The 14456-nt window shown below is 62.3% G+C and carries 12 protein-coding genes, 1 tRNA gene and 1 pseudogene; 8 read left to right on the top strand and 6 right to left on the bottom strand.

Translation table 11 applies throughout. The features are described 5' to 3' along the window. Window positions 1–122: 122 nt before the first annotated feature. From GE027_RS16490 to GE027_RS16465, 6 genes are all read left to right on the top strand, one after another. Window positions 123–1430, top strand: a complete 1308-nt coding sequence (locus tag GE027_RS16490) for a PQQ-binding-like beta-propeller repeat protein (RefSeq protein WP_153558312.1) — start codon at window positions 123–125, stop codon at window positions 1428–1430. 217 nt (window positions 1431–1647) lie between these two features. Next, window positions 1648–2574, top strand: a complete 927-nt coding sequence (locus tag GE027_RS16485) for a YihY/virulence factor BrkB family protein (protein ID WP_153558311.1) — start codon at window positions 1648–1650, stop codon at window positions 2572–2574. 122 nt (window positions 2575–2696) lie between these two features. Continuing rightward, window positions 2697–3791 (top strand): baeRF10 domain-containing protein, encoded by a 1095-nt coding sequence (locus tag GE027_RS16480; protein WP_153558310.1) that lies wholly within the window; start codon window positions 2697–2699, stop codon window positions 3789–3791. Between the two features lie 221 nt (window positions 3792–4012). Next, window positions 4013–5050, top strand: a complete 1038-nt coding sequence (locus GE027_RS16475) for a DUF1559 domain-containing protein (protein ID WP_153558309.1) — start codon at window positions 4013–4015, stop codon at window positions 5048–5050. A 146-nt stretch (window positions 5051–5196) separates the two neighbouring features. After that, window positions 5197–5730: a carboxypeptidase-like regulatory domain-containing protein gene (locus tag GE027_RS16470; RefSeq protein WP_153558308.1), complete on the top strand. Its 534-nt coding sequence runs from the start codon at window positions 5197–5199 to the stop codon at window positions 5728–5730. 115 nt (window positions 5731–5845) lie between these two features. Further along, window positions 5846–7228, top strand: a complete 1383-nt coding sequence (locus tag GE027_RS16465) for a Gfo/Idh/MocA family protein (protein WP_153558307.1) — start codon at window positions 5846–5848, stop codon at window positions 7226–7228. A gap of 126 nt (window positions 7229–7354) precedes the next feature. Here GE027_RS16465 and GE027_RS16460 read toward each other — a convergent pair whose 3' ends face one another. The 6 genes and pseudogenes from GE027_RS16460 to GE027_RS16440 form a co-directional block, all read right to left on the bottom strand. Next, entirely contained in the window at window positions 7355–7972 is a 618-nt protein-coding gene (locus GE027_RS16460; protein ID WP_237607589.1) for a hypothetical protein, read from the bottom strand. A gap of 131 nt (window positions 7973–8103) precedes the next feature. Continuing rightward, window positions 8104–8910 (bottom strand): YwiC-like family protein, encoded by an 807-nt coding sequence (locus tag GE027_RS16455; protein ID WP_153558306.1) that lies wholly within the window; start codon window positions 8908–8910, stop codon window positions 8104–8106. After that, on the bottom strand, window positions 8907–9869 hold the full coding sequence (gene hemG, locus GE027_RS16450) for a protoporphyrinogen oxidase (protein ID WP_237607590.1): 963 nt from the start codon (window positions 9867–9869) through the stop codon (window positions 8907–8909). Before hemG ends, GE027_RS16455 begins: the two co-directional genes overlap by 4 nt. Before the next feature lie 40 nt (window positions 9870–9909). Continuing rightward, window positions 9910–10125, bottom strand: a pseudogene (locus GE027_RS23455) (FAD-dependent oxidoreductase); the annotation flags it as partial. Between the two features lie 125 nt (window positions 10126–10250). Then, window positions 10251–11084, bottom strand: a complete 834-nt coding sequence (locus tag GE027_RS16445) for a 4Fe-4S cluster-binding domain-containing protein (RefSeq protein WP_237607588.1) — start codon at window positions 11082–11084, stop codon at window positions 10251–10253. 440 nt (window positions 11085–11524) lie between these two features. Continuing rightward, window positions 11525–12160 carry a hypothetical protein gene (locus GE027_RS16440; protein ID WP_153558305.1) on the bottom strand — a complete coding sequence of 212 codons (636 nt, stop codon included), beginning with the start codon at window positions 12158–12160 and terminating at the stop codon, window positions 11525–11527. 729 nt (window positions 12161–12889) lie between these two features. Here GE027_RS16440 and GE027_RS16435 point away from each other — a divergent pair. Together GE027_RS16435 and GE027_RS16430 are read left to right on the top strand one after the other, a co-directional pair. Beyond that, window positions 12890–12975 (top strand) — tRNA-Leu (locus GE027_RS16435). Between the two features lie 56 nt (window positions 12976–13031). After that, the gene (locus GE027_RS16430; RefSeq protein WP_153558304.1) at window positions 13032–14015 is read left to right on the top strand and encodes a UbiA family prenyltransferase; all 984 of its coding nucleotides are present in this window, start codon (window positions 13032–13034) and stop codon (window positions 14013–14015) included. Window positions 14016–14456: the final 441 nt, after the last annotated feature.

Here is a 14456-nt window from a genome sequence, read left to right as displayed (position 1 = left end):
TAGGCGATCGCGACCGGCACACCGGCACGGCTGAAGCCTGGACTGCAGCGCTGGCGACTTCAGCTTCCGCGCCACTATAATCCAGCTGCGCCGACCGCCTCTCCAACCGCCGAGCCCGATCGATGAGAACCTGCACCCTTGCTTGCCGCTTGCTCACCTGCTGCGTTCTGGTTGCCTCGGTCGCCGTCTGCGATGCCGACGATTGGCCGCAGTGGCGGGGGCTGAATCGCGACGGCGTGATCCACGAACCGGGGCTGATGCAGACGTTGCCCGGCGACGCGCTGCCACGTCGTTGGACGGTGCCGGTGGGGCCGGGCTACAGCGGTCCGGCCGTCGTCGACGGGCGTGTTTTTCTGACCGACCGGCAAGCCGACGGGGCGCAGCAATTCGAACGCATCCTGTGCTTCGATGCGGACACCGGCGAAACGTTGTGGACGCAGGTTTACGAAGCGGTCTATACGATCGGCTACAAAGCCGGCCCGCGAGCTTCGGTGACGGTGCACGACGATCGAGCCCTGGCCGTCGGGGCGATGGGGCACTTTCACTGCTTGGACGTCGAAACCGGTGAGGTGCTCTGGCGGCGAGATTTGGCCAGCGAGCTGGACATCCAAATGCCGATCTGGGGCATCGCCGGAGCACCGCTGGTGGTTCAAGACAAAGTGATTCAGATCGCCGGCGGCAAGGGGGCGGCTTGTGTGATCGCGATGGATCTGCAAAGCGGCGAGACCGTCTGGTCGTCGCTGGATGAGCCGGCGGGTTATTCCGCACCGATCCTGATCCGCCAAGGCGGCCAAGACGTCGTCGTATGCTGGACCGGTGCGAGCGTCAGTGGGCTGGATCCGCAAACCGGCGAGGTGTTCTGGAGCATTCCGCTGAAACCGCGGAACATGCCCATCAACGTGGCCACGCCGGTCACCGATGGCGAGCACCTGTTCGTGTCCTCGTTCTACGATGGCGCCATGATGATTCGCCTGGACAGCGACCGTCCGGCTGCGACGAGGATGTGGCACCGCATCGGTCGCGACGAGCAGAACACCGACGCGCTGCACTGCATGATCAGCTCGCCGTTTCTGCAAGGCGACTACGTCTACGGCACGGACAGCTACGGCGAGCTGCGGTGTTTGGAGATCGCCACGGGAGATCGGGTCTGGGAAAGCGACGCCGTGGTACCGCGAGCTCGCTGGGCGACGGTCCATACGATCCACGACGGTTCGCGGCTGATCATGCTGAACGACCAGGGCGAACTGATCTTCGGGCGGGTCTCGCCCAGCGGTTACAGCGAAGTGGCTCGCACGCAGTTGTTGTCACCGACCAAGATCCAGCTGCCGCGCCGCGGCGGCGTCACCTGGTCGCACCCCGCGATCGCCGACGGCGTGATCTACGCCCGCAACGACGAACAACTCATCGCCGCCTCGCTGCAAGAAGACTAGCCTCGCAGTGGCATAGGCTTCCAGCCTGTGAAGACCGGCGCCCGTGACTCCACGAAGGCGACGCTCCGAAGAAAGGCTCTGCTGCGTTCTGAAACCATTCGGTTTTTGGAACGAAGTTTGCATCACGGTCATTCGAGGGCTTTGTCAGGCCCGAGGGCTTGGCCAAGCCCTTGCGACGACTCGAGCTATCTTCCTTCCAGACTACCATCGCAGAGCTATGCAGTTTTTAAAGCGGACTTTCAGTGACTTTGCCGAGGACAACTGCACCACGCTTGCCGCGGCGCTTGCCTACTACACGGCCTTTGCCCTGCCGCCGCTGCTGTTTCTGCTGCTGACGGTGCTGACCCTTGGTATGTCGACCGTCTACGACAGCAAGCAGGCCGAAGAGCGGGCTGAGCAGACGATCGAAAAACAGGCCGCCGCAATGATCGGCAACCAAGAGATCAGCGACGAGATCGCCGGTATCCTTGACAATCAACAGCAATCCGGCGGCGCATGGTGGAAGTCGCTGGTCAGCCTGGCCGGGATGATCGTCGGTGCGACCGGGGTGGTCGCGGCTCTGCAGGCGTCCTTGAACCAAGCGTGGGAAGTCAAACCTGACCCGGAACAGTCCGGCATCATGACGGTAATTTGGAAGCGGATTTTTTCCCTGGGGATGATCTTGGGACTCGCGTTCCTGCTGATCATCTCCCTGGTTGTCTCCACCGTTCTGACCGGGGTCGGCGATCAAATCGGTTCGATGATCGGCATGTCTGGTGTGACCGCCAAGATAATTAATTTCGTCGTCCAGGCGTTGGTTGTATTCGTCGTCTTCGCAGCGATTTTTAAATTCATGCCGGACGCCAAGGTCCAGTGGCGGGACGTTGGCGTGGGAGCGGCCATCACGATGGTGCTGTTCCTGGTCGGCCGTTACGCGATGCAGTGGTACTTTCAATTCGCCGAGCCCGGTGCCCAGCTCGGTTCGGCCGCCGCGTCATTGGCCGTGCTGTTGGTCTGGGTCTACTACACGTCGCTGATCGTGTTGCTCGGGGCCGAAGCCACGCAGACCTACGCGGCCATGTACGGCTCGGGCATCGAGCCCGAAGACCACGCGGTTCGCGTGGAAGAGAAGATCGATCGTCAAGGCTCGGCGACGACCAGCTGAGCAGGCCGGAGTTTTTCGGCATGGCAACCGTGGAGGCAGCAGCCACGGTTGCCGTGTTGAACCGGGGCGAACGCCCAAACGGCTAAGGAATAGAAACACCCCACGGCCCCAGGAAACACCAAGTGACACTACAACAAATCGACCTTCGCGAATTGTCCGAGATCCGGGGCAACGGTCGCGATGTCCTGACCGCTTACTTTCGCGGCGCCGACGGACTGTCCCAGCTGTCTCACCGCGAGAAACAGATTCGAGATCTGGTCGACGACGCGCTGGAACTGGAAAACTTTGAAGCCAGTCTCTCGAACCTCCGCTCGCTGCTCGAAGACAACGACGTCTCCGACGCGGTCGGCGTCTGCGCGATCAGCAGCGCCGTGCTGGACATCTGCCGAATGTATCCGATCGCGATGGAAGTCCCCAATCGTCTGACCTTCGGGCCCGCGCCCTTCATCCGGCCGCTGGCCGAACTGCAGGACGAGTACGAGACGTTCTTGTTGCTCGCCTGCGACAACGATCGAACGCGCATTTTCACCGTCACGAACGAAGCCGCCGAAGCCGAGTCGGCGATCAAAGGCGGCATCAAAAATCACGTTCGCAAAGGCGGCTGGTCGCAGCAGCGCTACGAACGACGGCGTGACAACCAGCTGGAGCATTACGGGGACGAGGTTGCCGGAGAGCTCGAGTCGTTGATTCGTGAACTCGATATCCGCCGCATTGTGTTGGCCGGTTCGGAAGAGACCATGCAAGCGATCGAAAGCCAACTCCCGGAGCGCATCGGAGAGTTGGTCGTGGGGCGAGAAGCCTTCGATCTCGACCGACCCGAAGATGAGTTGGTCGAAGTCGCCTACGAAGATTATTTCGCTCAAGAACGACGCGACGAGAAGGATCTGTGGAAACGCATTCAGGGCGCCGCCCTGTCCGACGGACGCGGTTGCTTGGGGCCAAAAGAAACGCTTGCCGCCGCGAAGATCGGCCGCGTGGAAACGGCCATCGCCAGTCGTGACCTGCGAACCCAAGCTACCAAGTGTCGGCAATGCGAGGACGTTACCGGAGAATCGGTCGACAAGTGCCCTGGTTGCGGTTCCGGCGACGTGTTCGACGTCGACTACATCGACACCTTGGCTCGGCACTTGGAACTGACCAGCGCCGCGCTCGACTTTGTCGACCCGATCGAGCCCCTGTCGAAGGCGGGTCACGTCGCAGCGCTATTGCGGTATTGATTGGGTTTACACATCGCTTGCAACGCCATCGACGGCCGGGCCACGTTCATCCGCAGGGCAGGTCGCGCCTACCCCCCGAACTGGCTGAGGGTGTTGAAGTCGTCCCAGTTGGGACTAGTATGGGGCCTTGAAAACCGTTATGCGGTCCCTCCGGGCGGGGCATTTTCTTTCGCCCACTTTCCTCCTCAATCGTTCCCACCTTCACTTAGGGGCTTTCAGCGATGTACAGAAGAACTGAGTTCCGGCGTGGCTTTACGCTGGTCGAATTGTTGGTCGTGATCGCGATCATCGGTGTGCTTGTGGGGCTGCTGTTGCCGGCGGTGCAAGCGGCCCGTGAAGCGGCGCGGCGGATGCAATGTTCGAACAACTTCAAGCAGATGGGGCTGGCCCTGCACAACTACCACGATACGCACGGGTCGTTGGTCTATCGCAAGGGCGGCACCTCGGTGAATCGCGGCCGGCGCAGCGGTTTCATCTCCTTGCTGCCTTTCCTGGAAGCGAACAACCAGTGGCAACAGGTTCGCAACGGCACCCCTGCCGAAGGTCCTGAAGGCTGGAAGGGATGGGCCCCCTGGAACACCTCGCCGGATTTCGTCCGCTGTCCTTCCGATTCGGGAATTCAAAGCGGCGGCCGCCGCAACTCCATCGGCTTCGTCATGGGTGACCAGATGAAGAACATTCGTGACGACAGTTCGGCTCGCGGGATGTTCCAAGCCGGCAACAAAGGCGTCAGCTTCCGCGAGGTCACCGACGGCTTGTCCAACACGTTGATGATGAGCGAACGGCTGTGCAACGAAGGCATGCCAAGTGGTCAAAACCCGATTGCCGTCGGTCCCCGCCAAGTGGAAATCAAGCGTGGCTTGGCGACGCCGATCGCCGGGGTCACCGACGCACCGAACCTTTGTTACACCGTGGTTTCCGGAAACTATTTCGCCGACGGAACCACCGTGAACTGCCGCTGGGGACGCTACTGGCAGGACGGCCAGCCGGCCTACATCGGGATCAACACCGTCCTGCCTCCCAACGGTCCGGCGTGTGCCGAGAACGGCTCCTGGGGCGACCAGGACGAGATCATTCTACCGCCATCCAGTCGCCACCCCGGCGGCGTCAATGGTGTCATGGCCGACGGCTCGGTTCGCTTCATCACCGAAACGATCGACACCGGCAACCTGGGCATCGGTCAACCCGACCAAGGGCCCAGCGTCTACGGCGCCTGGGGAGCCATGGGGTCCAAGTCGGGCGGCGAAGTGACTCCGTAGGCGACCCGCTGCCTCCGGTCCGGTTTTCGGTTGCAGTCCGGTTCTCGGTATTTCACACCTCAGACGCGCTTGCCACGGGTAGTCGCGTCTGAGTCTGCTTTTGCTCCGCCACAATTACCCCAACTCATATCTTTCATAGGTTCACCATGCGCTCGCGAAATCCTTTGGCGTTTCATCCTTTGTCGTTCCGGTCCCTGTGTGCGGCTTCCACGCTCGGCTTGGCGCTGCTGGCCCAGGTCGGTTGTGGCGGCCCCGGCAACCCGCCAACCTATCCCGTGATCGGGACGCTTACTCAGGATGGCAAACCGGTCGCCGATGCGACCGTCTCGTTCGTTTCGCTCGATACGAACCAAAGCTCGGTCGGCAGAACCGATGCCTCGGGCAACTTCCAACTGACCACTTTCGAATCCAACGACGGCGCGGTCCCCGGCGAGTACAAGGTGCGAGTCTTCAAGTTCGAACCGACTGAGGAACTCGTGGCGACCGAGGTCGTCAGTTCCGTCGGTGATGACGAGATGGAAGAGATGCCCAGCGACTACACCGATCCGGGAGCGAGCCGCGAACCGGCGGCACCGAAGAACCTCCTGCCGGAGATCTACAACAGTGTCGAGCGGACGCCGCTGAAGGCGACCGTTACCGAAGGCGATAACAAGATCGACCTGAGCCTCGACGCCCGCTAGTTGCGAGCGCGAAGGCACGGCAAGCTGGCAGGATCTGGCAGGTGCTCGCGGTCGCGATGCCTGTGGCAGAGTACAATCTTGCCGAATCAACATCGACTTTCCGCAGGAGCCAAGCATGAAGAACGATTCCCCAAGCCCTCAGGCCACTGGCAAGACGTCGCTCTCTCGGCGTCAATTGCTCAAGAGCACCACCGCAGCCGCTGCGGTAGGTGCGATCGCTTGCCCGGCGTTTGTCCGCGGCGCTTCGCTGAACAGTCGCTTGCAGGTCGCCAGCATCGGTGTCGGTGCGATGGGCGGCCGGACGATGGACAGTGTCGCGTCCCACGGGCAGGTTCAGATCACCGCCCTGTGCGACGTCGATTCGAATTATCTCGGTGCGGCGGCGAAGAAGTATCCGGACGCCTCCCAGCATCGCGACTGGCGGGAAATGCTGGCCGAACGCGCCGACAAGTTCGATGCGGTCACGATCGGGACTCCCGATCACATGCACGCCGCCCCGGCCGTTACGGCGATCCGCGACCACAAGCACGTGTACTTGCAAAAGCCGATGGCGACCACGCTGCACGAGTGCCGGGTGATCACCGAGGAAGCGGCCAAGGCCGGCGTCGTCACCCAGCTGGGTAATCAAGGTCGCTCCAGCGTGCAGAACCGGCACACCGTCGAACTGCTCCGCAGCGGCGTGATCGGCAAGATCAAAGAGGTGATCCTGTGGGAGAACAAGCCGCTCAGCTGGTGGCCGAAGAATACGGACATCCGCGGCGCGGGCGATCCCGTGCCCAAATCCTTGGACTGGGATCTGTGGCTGGGCGTGCAGACGCCGCGGCCCTATTTTGCCAACACTTACCATCCCCAAACCTGGCGGGCCTGGTACGGGTTCGGCGTCGGCGAGATGGGCGACATGGGCTGCCACCATTTCGACACCAGTTTCGATGCCTTGAAGCTGACCGCGCCGCTTCGCGTCCGGCAGGTGACTCCGATTACCACCGGCCCGCTGTGGGGCAAGCGGCGGAAGGTCGAACTGATCTTTCCCGGCACCGACATGACGGCCGGCGAAACGGTCAAACTGACCTGGCACGATGGCGACCTGCGGCCCGATGCGAGCCGGATCCCGTTGCCGGCCGGAGTCGACCAGTTGCCCGAATCGGGAACGTGCTGGATCGGTGAACGCGGCACGATCTTCAAAAACTATCGCGGCGGTTCGCCCGTGGTGATCAGTGCGGAGCATCCCTCGGTGACCCCAGACGCCAGTCATTTGCCAAAGCAGGACCACTACCACGACTGGGTCGATGCGATCCTCCAGGGGCGGCAGCCCTGTGGCGGGTTCGCCCACGGCGGCCCCTTGACCGAGGCGGTGTTGGTCGGGGCGATGGCCGATCGAGTCGGCACGGACTGGCTGCACTGGGACCGCGAGCAGTTGCGGTTCGAGGGCAGCCCCGAAGCCAACGCTCTGGTCCGCCGCACTTACCGCGAGGGCTGGGGCGTGCCCGGTTTGGGCTGAACCGGCCGCCGCCTGGTGTACGGCCGGAAACAACCGACGCGGTCAACCGCCGGTTCGCGTTTCCCCAAACCAACAAAAGCACCGGAGGGTCGGCAGGAGAGCGAAGCCTCTATTGTCAGGCTTGCCTCAAACCGACTTGAAGCGATGCGCGCTTTGGGGCAAGCGGATGTCAGGATTGGCCTCCGCCAAAGCGGCGTACAGTTTGGTGCGACTGTAGTTGTAGTTCTTCAGAAGCTGAATGCTTTCGCCCGACTGCATGTGCATCTTGATGGTGCTGATTCCGGTGGGCGCGGAGTGCGTTTGGCGGATCTCGAGGATCTCGTCCACCGGCACCGAGAAGGAAGTGCTCGGGAACAGCGGGTCCACGATCTCGAAGCGGTCCGCGGTAATGGAAATTCGAAACGCCTCGTTTTGAATCCACAAGCGTGCGGCCATCCCCAACAGGCCTAGCGCAACGACCGGCACCGCGAGGTTCATCCAGAAGAATAGTTGTTCGGTCGCGTCGGTCGGTTCGAGCAATAGACGAGCGGCCGCATACATCCCGAACAGCAGGACCACGTTGAACAGTAACGTGAGCGCGGTCCGGCGCTGTTTTCTTTCGTAACGATAAAGGAAGCGCATCGAAGCATCAGCTCGTGAGGAAGGATCCAACAGCGGGTGCCATGATAGCATCTTCTCCCGCCGCGAAGGATTCGAAACACCCGCGCGGCGCGCGGCCCTGTCCGTCCTGGCTTCGTCGCCCATAGCAACATCGCCCGCCTCCTTCAAAACATTTCGCAGCCCCAGAGCCGAACGAGTCCCAGAGCCGAACGAGTCCCAGAGCCGAACGAGTCCCAGAGCCGAACGGGCCCCAGAGGATACGAAGGCGCGCCGGTTTAGAGCATCCACACCATCCAGATCGCCGTAGCGACAGTGCCGAGGACCAACGCCCAGCCGAGGCGTTTAAGATGCTTGGCGTGGGGCGGGTCGATCAGTAGATACCAGGTTATCAACAACATCGGCAGCGTGACGATCGGGATTGCAAAGCCGCTCAGTGTTGACCCCACGACCAACAGGGAAAGCAGCGTCACGACGGTCCAGGGCAGCGTGCGACGGTGCCGCTTTTGGGCCGCGATCACGCCGCGAACGGCTTGATTCGTCGCGGTGAATCCGAGCAACCAAGTGCCCCAGGCTTCCAACACGGTCGCGAGCGGCAGCGAGCTGGCTAGCAGAATCGGGACAAAGGGCGCCGATAACGCCAGCAATCCCCACAACTGTCCGCCCAGCGTGCGGTGGTGCCCGGCCGCGGCGAGGACAAAACCGACGACCGCTGCGGCGCCGCAACCGACCAATGCCCAGCGTACCGGCGCGTCGCTGGCCGCAACCGCAAGGACTCCGCTGGTCAGCGTGACGCCGAGCATCCAGCCGAGTTGTCGCAGCGCAGCGGGTGTCGTCCGCTGGGCCCGCGAGCCCCGATGGCCGAACGCCACCAACAGCGGTTCGTGGGCCAGGAAGCCGGTGATCGTCGCCACGGCGATCGACAGACCCGCCAGCGTGAGTCCCGCCGGTGTTTGGCCTGCGATCATCAAGGCGGTGATCAAAGGGATGCCGACAACCGCATACGCCCCATGTTCTTTCGGTTGCAACTTGACCTTCGCTGCGACGTGGGCGAGGTTTGGCGAGTGGGCGGTGGCGGAGCTCATGGCGAGACAACCCGTGCATTGGATGGTGGGGACAGGGATGGTGGGGACGGCGGTCGTGAAGACATTGTCGTCGGCGGTGTCGGGGTCGATTGATGTAGGCCGGCAAGCACTCTCGCGGCCGCCTGTTTGCCGCTGGCAATGCATCCTGGCACGCCCACTCCCGTCAAGGAACTGCCGGCCAGAGCCAGCGTCGGATGCGCGTCCAACCGTTCTGTGATCTCGGCGATGCGTCGTGTGTGGCCGACATGGTATTGCGGCATCGCATGCAACTGCCGGGTCAAGTGACGCATGATCGGATCACCGTCGATGTCCAGCAGGTCGGCGACTTCCCAGTGCGCCAGTTCCAGCAGTTGTTCGTCGGGCATGCGAAGCAAGCTCTGCTGCATCGCGCCGCCGATGAACACGCGCATCAACACCGTGTCGCCGGGCGCGCGACCTTCGTACTTTTCGCTGGAAAAACTGCAGGAGAGGATAAAACGTCGTTCCACATGCGGGACCACAAAGCCAAACGCGTTCAAGGGAGCTTTGATTTGGTCTCGCCGGAAAGCCAGCGAAACGACCGCACAGCTGGCGTACTCGATGCTGGCCAGCTGGTCCGCCAAGCGGGGGTCCAGCCGTCGCAGCATCGGGGCGGCATGACGCGCCGGCGAGGCGATCACCACGGCATCGGCCACCCGGCGGCGGCCACCGCGGTCTTCCAAGCACCACCCTCGATGGGTCCTCGTCAGCTTTGTGATCGGCGTATTCAGGTGGACGGACTCGGCCGGCAGGCTGTCCCGGGGCGCGTCGATCAAACGCGACATCCCGCCTCGGAGCGTCATGAATTGGCTGTACCGGGCACCGCCGTGCTTCTGCGGGCCACTGGCTTGGGTTCGGCGAGAGGCTCGCATCCCGCGAATCAGGCTGCCGTACTTGCGTTCCATTTCCAGGAACCGTGGCATCGTCGCCGCGACGCTCAGCCGCGTTGGATCGGCGGTGTAGATCCCGGCACAGGTCCAGAGCGGTCGGCGAGGTCGTGATGAAGTTGTCGGCGGCCCCTTCGATTAAAAAACCGTTCTGCTCGGTCGTTTTGATCACCCCGCCCAGCCGGTCGCCGTATTCGAACAATTGGACATCGAGGTTCGGGTCGAGCTTGCGAAGTTCATGAGCGGTGGCGAGGCCGGAGATGCCGCCGCCGATAACGGCTACGCGTCTAGTGTGGTGGCAGGAGGACATGGTGGGGATCCCTGAAACGCGGGAGGAAGGTATTGACAGTCGGGCTCTTCAGCCATCGGGTTGCCGGTCACGCCGAAGGCTCGGGCCCGCGAACCGCCGCAGACGCTGCGGAATTGGCACACGCCTCATTTGCCTTGCAGTTGGTCGCTGTCGCGGAGCATTTTGAAGGTGGCGGAATGTTGGTAAACATCGACGACGCTTTGTTCGGGAAACTTTCCGCAGTGAATCGGTAGGAAACCCGTCGGAAAGATCTCGCCGGTGTGACTGACGAACATCACGCCTTTGCCGTCGTTGACACCGGCCGGGAGGAACCCCCGCGGCGCCGCTTCGGCACGCTTGGGCGTGTTCTGGATCACGTGCCGCCGGTAGTGCGGCGCTTCGGTCGTCTTGACCATGAACGGCTGCGAAGCGGCTTGCCGGTGCAACCTCGCGAAGGCCGCCTCGCACTCGTCGGCGTTCAGCCGCGCCATTCGGGTCGCCCGGCCCACGGGGATCAGAAAGAACACCGACCAGAGCACGATGCCCAGTTCGCCGAAACGCTCGCCCATCCGCTCGATCTGGTCGACGTTGGCGGGTGAAAGCGTGGTGTTGATCTGCGTTTCGACGCCCAGTTCTCGAGCGATTTTCAGCACCGCAATGCTGTGATCAAAACTGCCCGCGACGACCGCGTACCGAACCAGTTCGTAGATATCGTCGCGCTTCAAGGGATCGCCGCCCGTCAAAATCAACATCGGCGGCTCCGGAAAGGCACCCAGTTGGTCGATCAAGCGTTTGGATTCGGCGGTGCTCAGCTCCCCCGGTGCGGGACGCTTCTGAGCGCACGCCCGGCAATGTTGACAGACCAGGTCGCACGCCCGGGTCAGCTCGTAAAACAACAGCATCGGGCTGTGGTCGAAGGACTTCCGCGAGCGCACGTGCGACGGGCGGGTTGCGGGACGCGAACGCGGGTCAGCCAGCATGGGGGATGTCCTCGGAAAGAAACCGGTAGCCTGGACAGGTCCGCAACTCTATACCTGGGTGTATAGGTTTTGTCGGCCCGGTTACGTGCGGCGAATTGTCCCACGGGCGGCTTAGCGGATGGTCCCCAGAGTGGCTGAGAAAACCGACAGTCCGGCCAACCGCCGGTTCGCGTCCCCTCCGAACCCAAGTCCGTGCGATTCGATTCTCTGCCCACCGCGGCGAACCCATCGCCGACTTGAAGAGATCGGGACCGAGGCAACAAAGCGCCGGCTCGTTGATCGCTACCTTCCGTAGGCCAAAAATCAGCCGTCCCTACCGCGATGCCCGGCGAAGCCCTTTCCTCTAGAACCGCCGAACCTCGCTCCGCCGCGGCTTGTTTCAGAGTCCTCGATTCGCATCTCCACGATCTCGAATTCACCAATCGCGGTGATACTGACCTCTACCGTAGTAGCGGAATTGCTTTCTTCGCATTCTCGGCGAGTATCGCATCGTTTTGCCAACTCTCAAGAATTGGCAACGCTTTCTGTTTCGAAGCGTTCACAAGTCCAAGCGGGAGATATTCACGCCCACGACCATGACAAGGATCGTTCGCGAGTTCGATGACCTTGTCCACGTTCTCGCTTGTGCTAGCCTCAACTAAAGCGGCACCGAGTAGCCACTTCATTTCGGATTCACTATCGTCTGTCGATCTAAACAAGTCGGCAATTTGACCGAACGCAACACCCTTTGAATCTGGTGTTGTAAGCGCTCTGATAATTGACTGCATGATTGGTCGGCTGTAATTCTTGCTTAGGTGCCTAACTAAAACGGGAATTGCCTGTGGATAACGTGACTCGGTATTCACGAGATCAGAAATGGAACGTGGTGGTCCGACATACTTCTGTCCCGGGATGCAATCCAAGCGCACTTGCATTCCGGTCTCGCGAAGCTCGCTCAAAAGTTCCGCTTCTTCCTCTCGCAGTTGCAACTCCGTTTTGGCCCTATCGCGTTCCTTCTCGTCCAGCTTTTTTTGGTACGCCGCATCGTTCGCTAATTCGGCCATAAGCTCAGCGGCAGTCATTAATTTTTTCGTCATTCTAAATCCCCGACAAAGTAAAGGCCCTCCGGGTTTGTTGTGGGAAAGCCAAGGATAGTGGATTTTCGGAGGCACCCGCGGTGGTGTCCGAATGATTTGCCTGTGGTGTCTTCATCCATTACGTTGAAGTTGCCGCGAGAAACGGAAGCAAGCTCTGCGGGGACGCGGGCACGGCCAGGGATATCGCGGTCGAGGTGCGCCCAGTGGTGTCTCAGGCTGGCGGCAAGCATTACCTGCCGCCAGCGTTTTTGATCCGTTAGACCACACCCTTCGGACACCACCGATATGCCTAAGAAAATCCCGCAGTTGGGATGAACCCACGAGAATCCCGGATGGACCATCAAAGAGGCCGACCCCTTTGATCCAGCGGAGCCACCCGGGCCTTGCGGCCATGCGAAAGGTCCATCGAGTCGCTATCAGCTGGGAAAGAAGATCGCGACGGTGGGCTGCAACGAATGCACGTCGGGTGCTGTGGCTGCGCCGGTCTGCGGACTAGGAACCAGGAGTAGGCTGTCTGCTGGACAGCAGGGCGTGGACATGCAGCGGCACCCAAACAAACCACACCGCAACAATCACTCGGGCCGCAGAACCAGCCCGACGGGCGGCTTAGCTCCTGGCGGCGGTGTCAACCGCCGGGTCTCTCGGCGGAGGGCTGTCGCCTTCCGCTGCGCAGCGGCTGCGTTGCCGGCTCCCCGCCGAGTGTTGGATTTGCTAGTCTATGCGGCACCGGCCCAGGTGGTGGAATTGGCAGACACAGGGGACTTAAAATCCCCCGGACGATTACGTCCTTGCGGGTTCGAGTCCCGCCCTGGGTACTGGATGCACTAGCCACCGGACGTCTTGCCTGCCTGGACGTGCTGGGTACCGCACGATGGGAACACAGACTTTGTCGTCGTCTTCTTCTTGGATTCGCTGGGCTCAACTCATTCGCCTGCCGGCCACGTTTACGATCATCGCGGACGTCTCGGCCGCTTTCTTGTTGGTCGCCGGCACGGCCGAGCCCTGGCCGCGCTTTGTCGTCGTGGTGTTGGCTGGGATCCTGTTGTATTCGGCCGGGATGGTCTTGAACGACGTCTTCGACGTGGAGAAGGACCGGGTGGAGCGGCCCAAGCGGCCGCTGCCGGCCGGCGATATTTCGGTCGCTGCCGCCTCGCGGGCCGGCTGGGGCTTGCTGCTCGGCGGCGTGGTGCTGGCCGGGATCAGCGGCTTGATTCCGGCCGAAGGGTATGTGGCGTCTTGGCGCCCGGCGGCGGTGGCCGTGGTCTTGGCCGCGATGATCGTGGCCTACGACGGACCGCTGAAGCGCACGGTCGTCGCGCCGCTGTTGATGGGCGGTTGCCGCGTGTTAAGCTTCCTGCTCGGAGCGAGCGCGGCCATTGCCGGACCGGTTGTGGACCTGGCTGGTTTCGCCCCGCCGCACGTGTGGGCGTTTGCCGCCGGGATGGGCGTGTACATCATGGGCGTCACGACGATGGCGCGGCACGAAGCCGACACCGACGAGCAGCGCCGCGGTGCGACGCTGCCGGTCGGGCTGGTTGTGGCGATGGGCGGAGCGGTGTTGTTGGCGCTGGCACCCACGCAGGCGGTGGGCGATCCGCGGTGGTTCATCTCGCCCGACCGCGGCTTTCCGCTGCTGATCGGATTGATCGCCCTGTCGGTGCTGTCGCGCGGGGTGCGGGCGATCTTTGATCCTCAGCCCTGGTCCGTGCCGCTGTTGATCCGCAGTGCCGTGCTGACGGTGATCCCCTTTTCGGCCGCCATCGCGCTGCTGGCCGCCGGACCGGCTTGGGCGCTGGCGATCTTTCTGTTGGTCGTTCCGGCCATGATCCTGGGCGCTCGGCTGCGGGTCAGCTAGACGGCGCGCGGCAACCGGGGCGTTCGCCCAAACGGCTCAGGGGGTCCAAACTCTGGCGAGTTCGGCTACGGCGCGTGGCTCTCACAGGCTGGAAGCCTATGCCACTGTCCACAGGCTGGAAGCCTATGTCACTGTTCACAGGCTGGAAGCCTATGCCACTGTCCACAGGCTGGAAGCCTATGCCACTGTCCACAGGCTGGAAGCCTATGCCACTGTTCACAGGCTGGAAGCCTATGCCACTGCTCACAGGCTGGAAGCCTATGCCACTGTTCACAGGCTGGAAGCCTATGCCACTGGCTCAAGCGACTGATGGCCGGTTCGTCAAGGCTTTGGCGGCGCGAATTTCGCTTTTTTCGCTCCTAGTCGCTGGACCCTCCCACCGGACACTGCGTATGATTCGGCAGTGAGCAAGCGGAGTGTACCGGCCAGTCCGGGCGTGTC

It is taken from the genome of Roseimaritima sediminicola, from assembly GCF_009618275.1.
Classification (GTDB): Bacteria; Planctomycetota; Planctomycetia; order Pirellulales; family Pirellulaceae; genus Roseimaritima; species Roseimaritima sediminicola.
Note: the sequence above shows the minus strand (reverse complement) of the source record. Positions and strands in the feature narration are given on the sequence as shown.

Excerpts from the sequence above, each read along its gene's own strand:
- GE027_RS16440 (WP_153558305.1), bottom strand. The coding sequence starts at position 12,160 with ATGACGAAAAAATTAATGACTGCCGCTGAGCTTATGGCCGAATTAGCG.
- GE027_RS16490 (WP_153558312.1), top strand. The coding sequence starts at position 123 with ATGAGAACCTGCACCCTTGCTTGCCGCTTGCTCACCTGCTGCGTTCTG.
- GE027_RS16475 (WP_153558309.1), top strand. The coding sequence starts at position 4,013 with ATGTACAGAAGAACTGAGTTCCGGCGTGGCTTTACGCTGGTCGAATTG.
- GE027_RS16430 (WP_153558304.1), top strand. The coding sequence starts at position 13,032 with ATGGGAACACAGACTTTGTCGTCGTCTTCTTCTTGGATTCGCTGGGCT.
- GE027_RS16465 (WP_153558307.1), top strand. The coding sequence starts at position 5,846 with ATGAAGAACGATTCCCCAAGCCCTCAGGCCACTGGCAAGACGTCGCTC.
- GE027_RS16445 (WP_237607588.1), bottom strand. The coding sequence starts at position 11,084 with ATGCTGGCTGACCCGCGTTCGCGTCCCGCAACCCGCCCGTCGCACGTG.
- GE027_RS16460 (WP_237607589.1), bottom strand. The coding sequence starts at position 7,972 with ATGGGCGACGAAGCCAGGACGGACAGGGCCGCGCGCCGCGCGGGTGTT.
- GE027_RS16455 (WP_153558306.1), bottom strand. The coding sequence starts at position 8,910 with ATGAGCTCCGCCACCGCCCACTCGCCAAACCTCGCCCACGTCGCAGCG.
- GE027_RS16485 (WP_153558311.1), top strand. The coding sequence starts at position 1,648 with ATGCAGTTTTTAAAGCGGACTTTCAGTGACTTTGCCGAGGACAACTGC.
- GE027_RS16470 (WP_153558308.1), top strand. The coding sequence starts at position 5,197 with ATGCGCTCGCGAAATCCTTTGGCGTTTCATCCTTTGTCGTTCCGGTCC.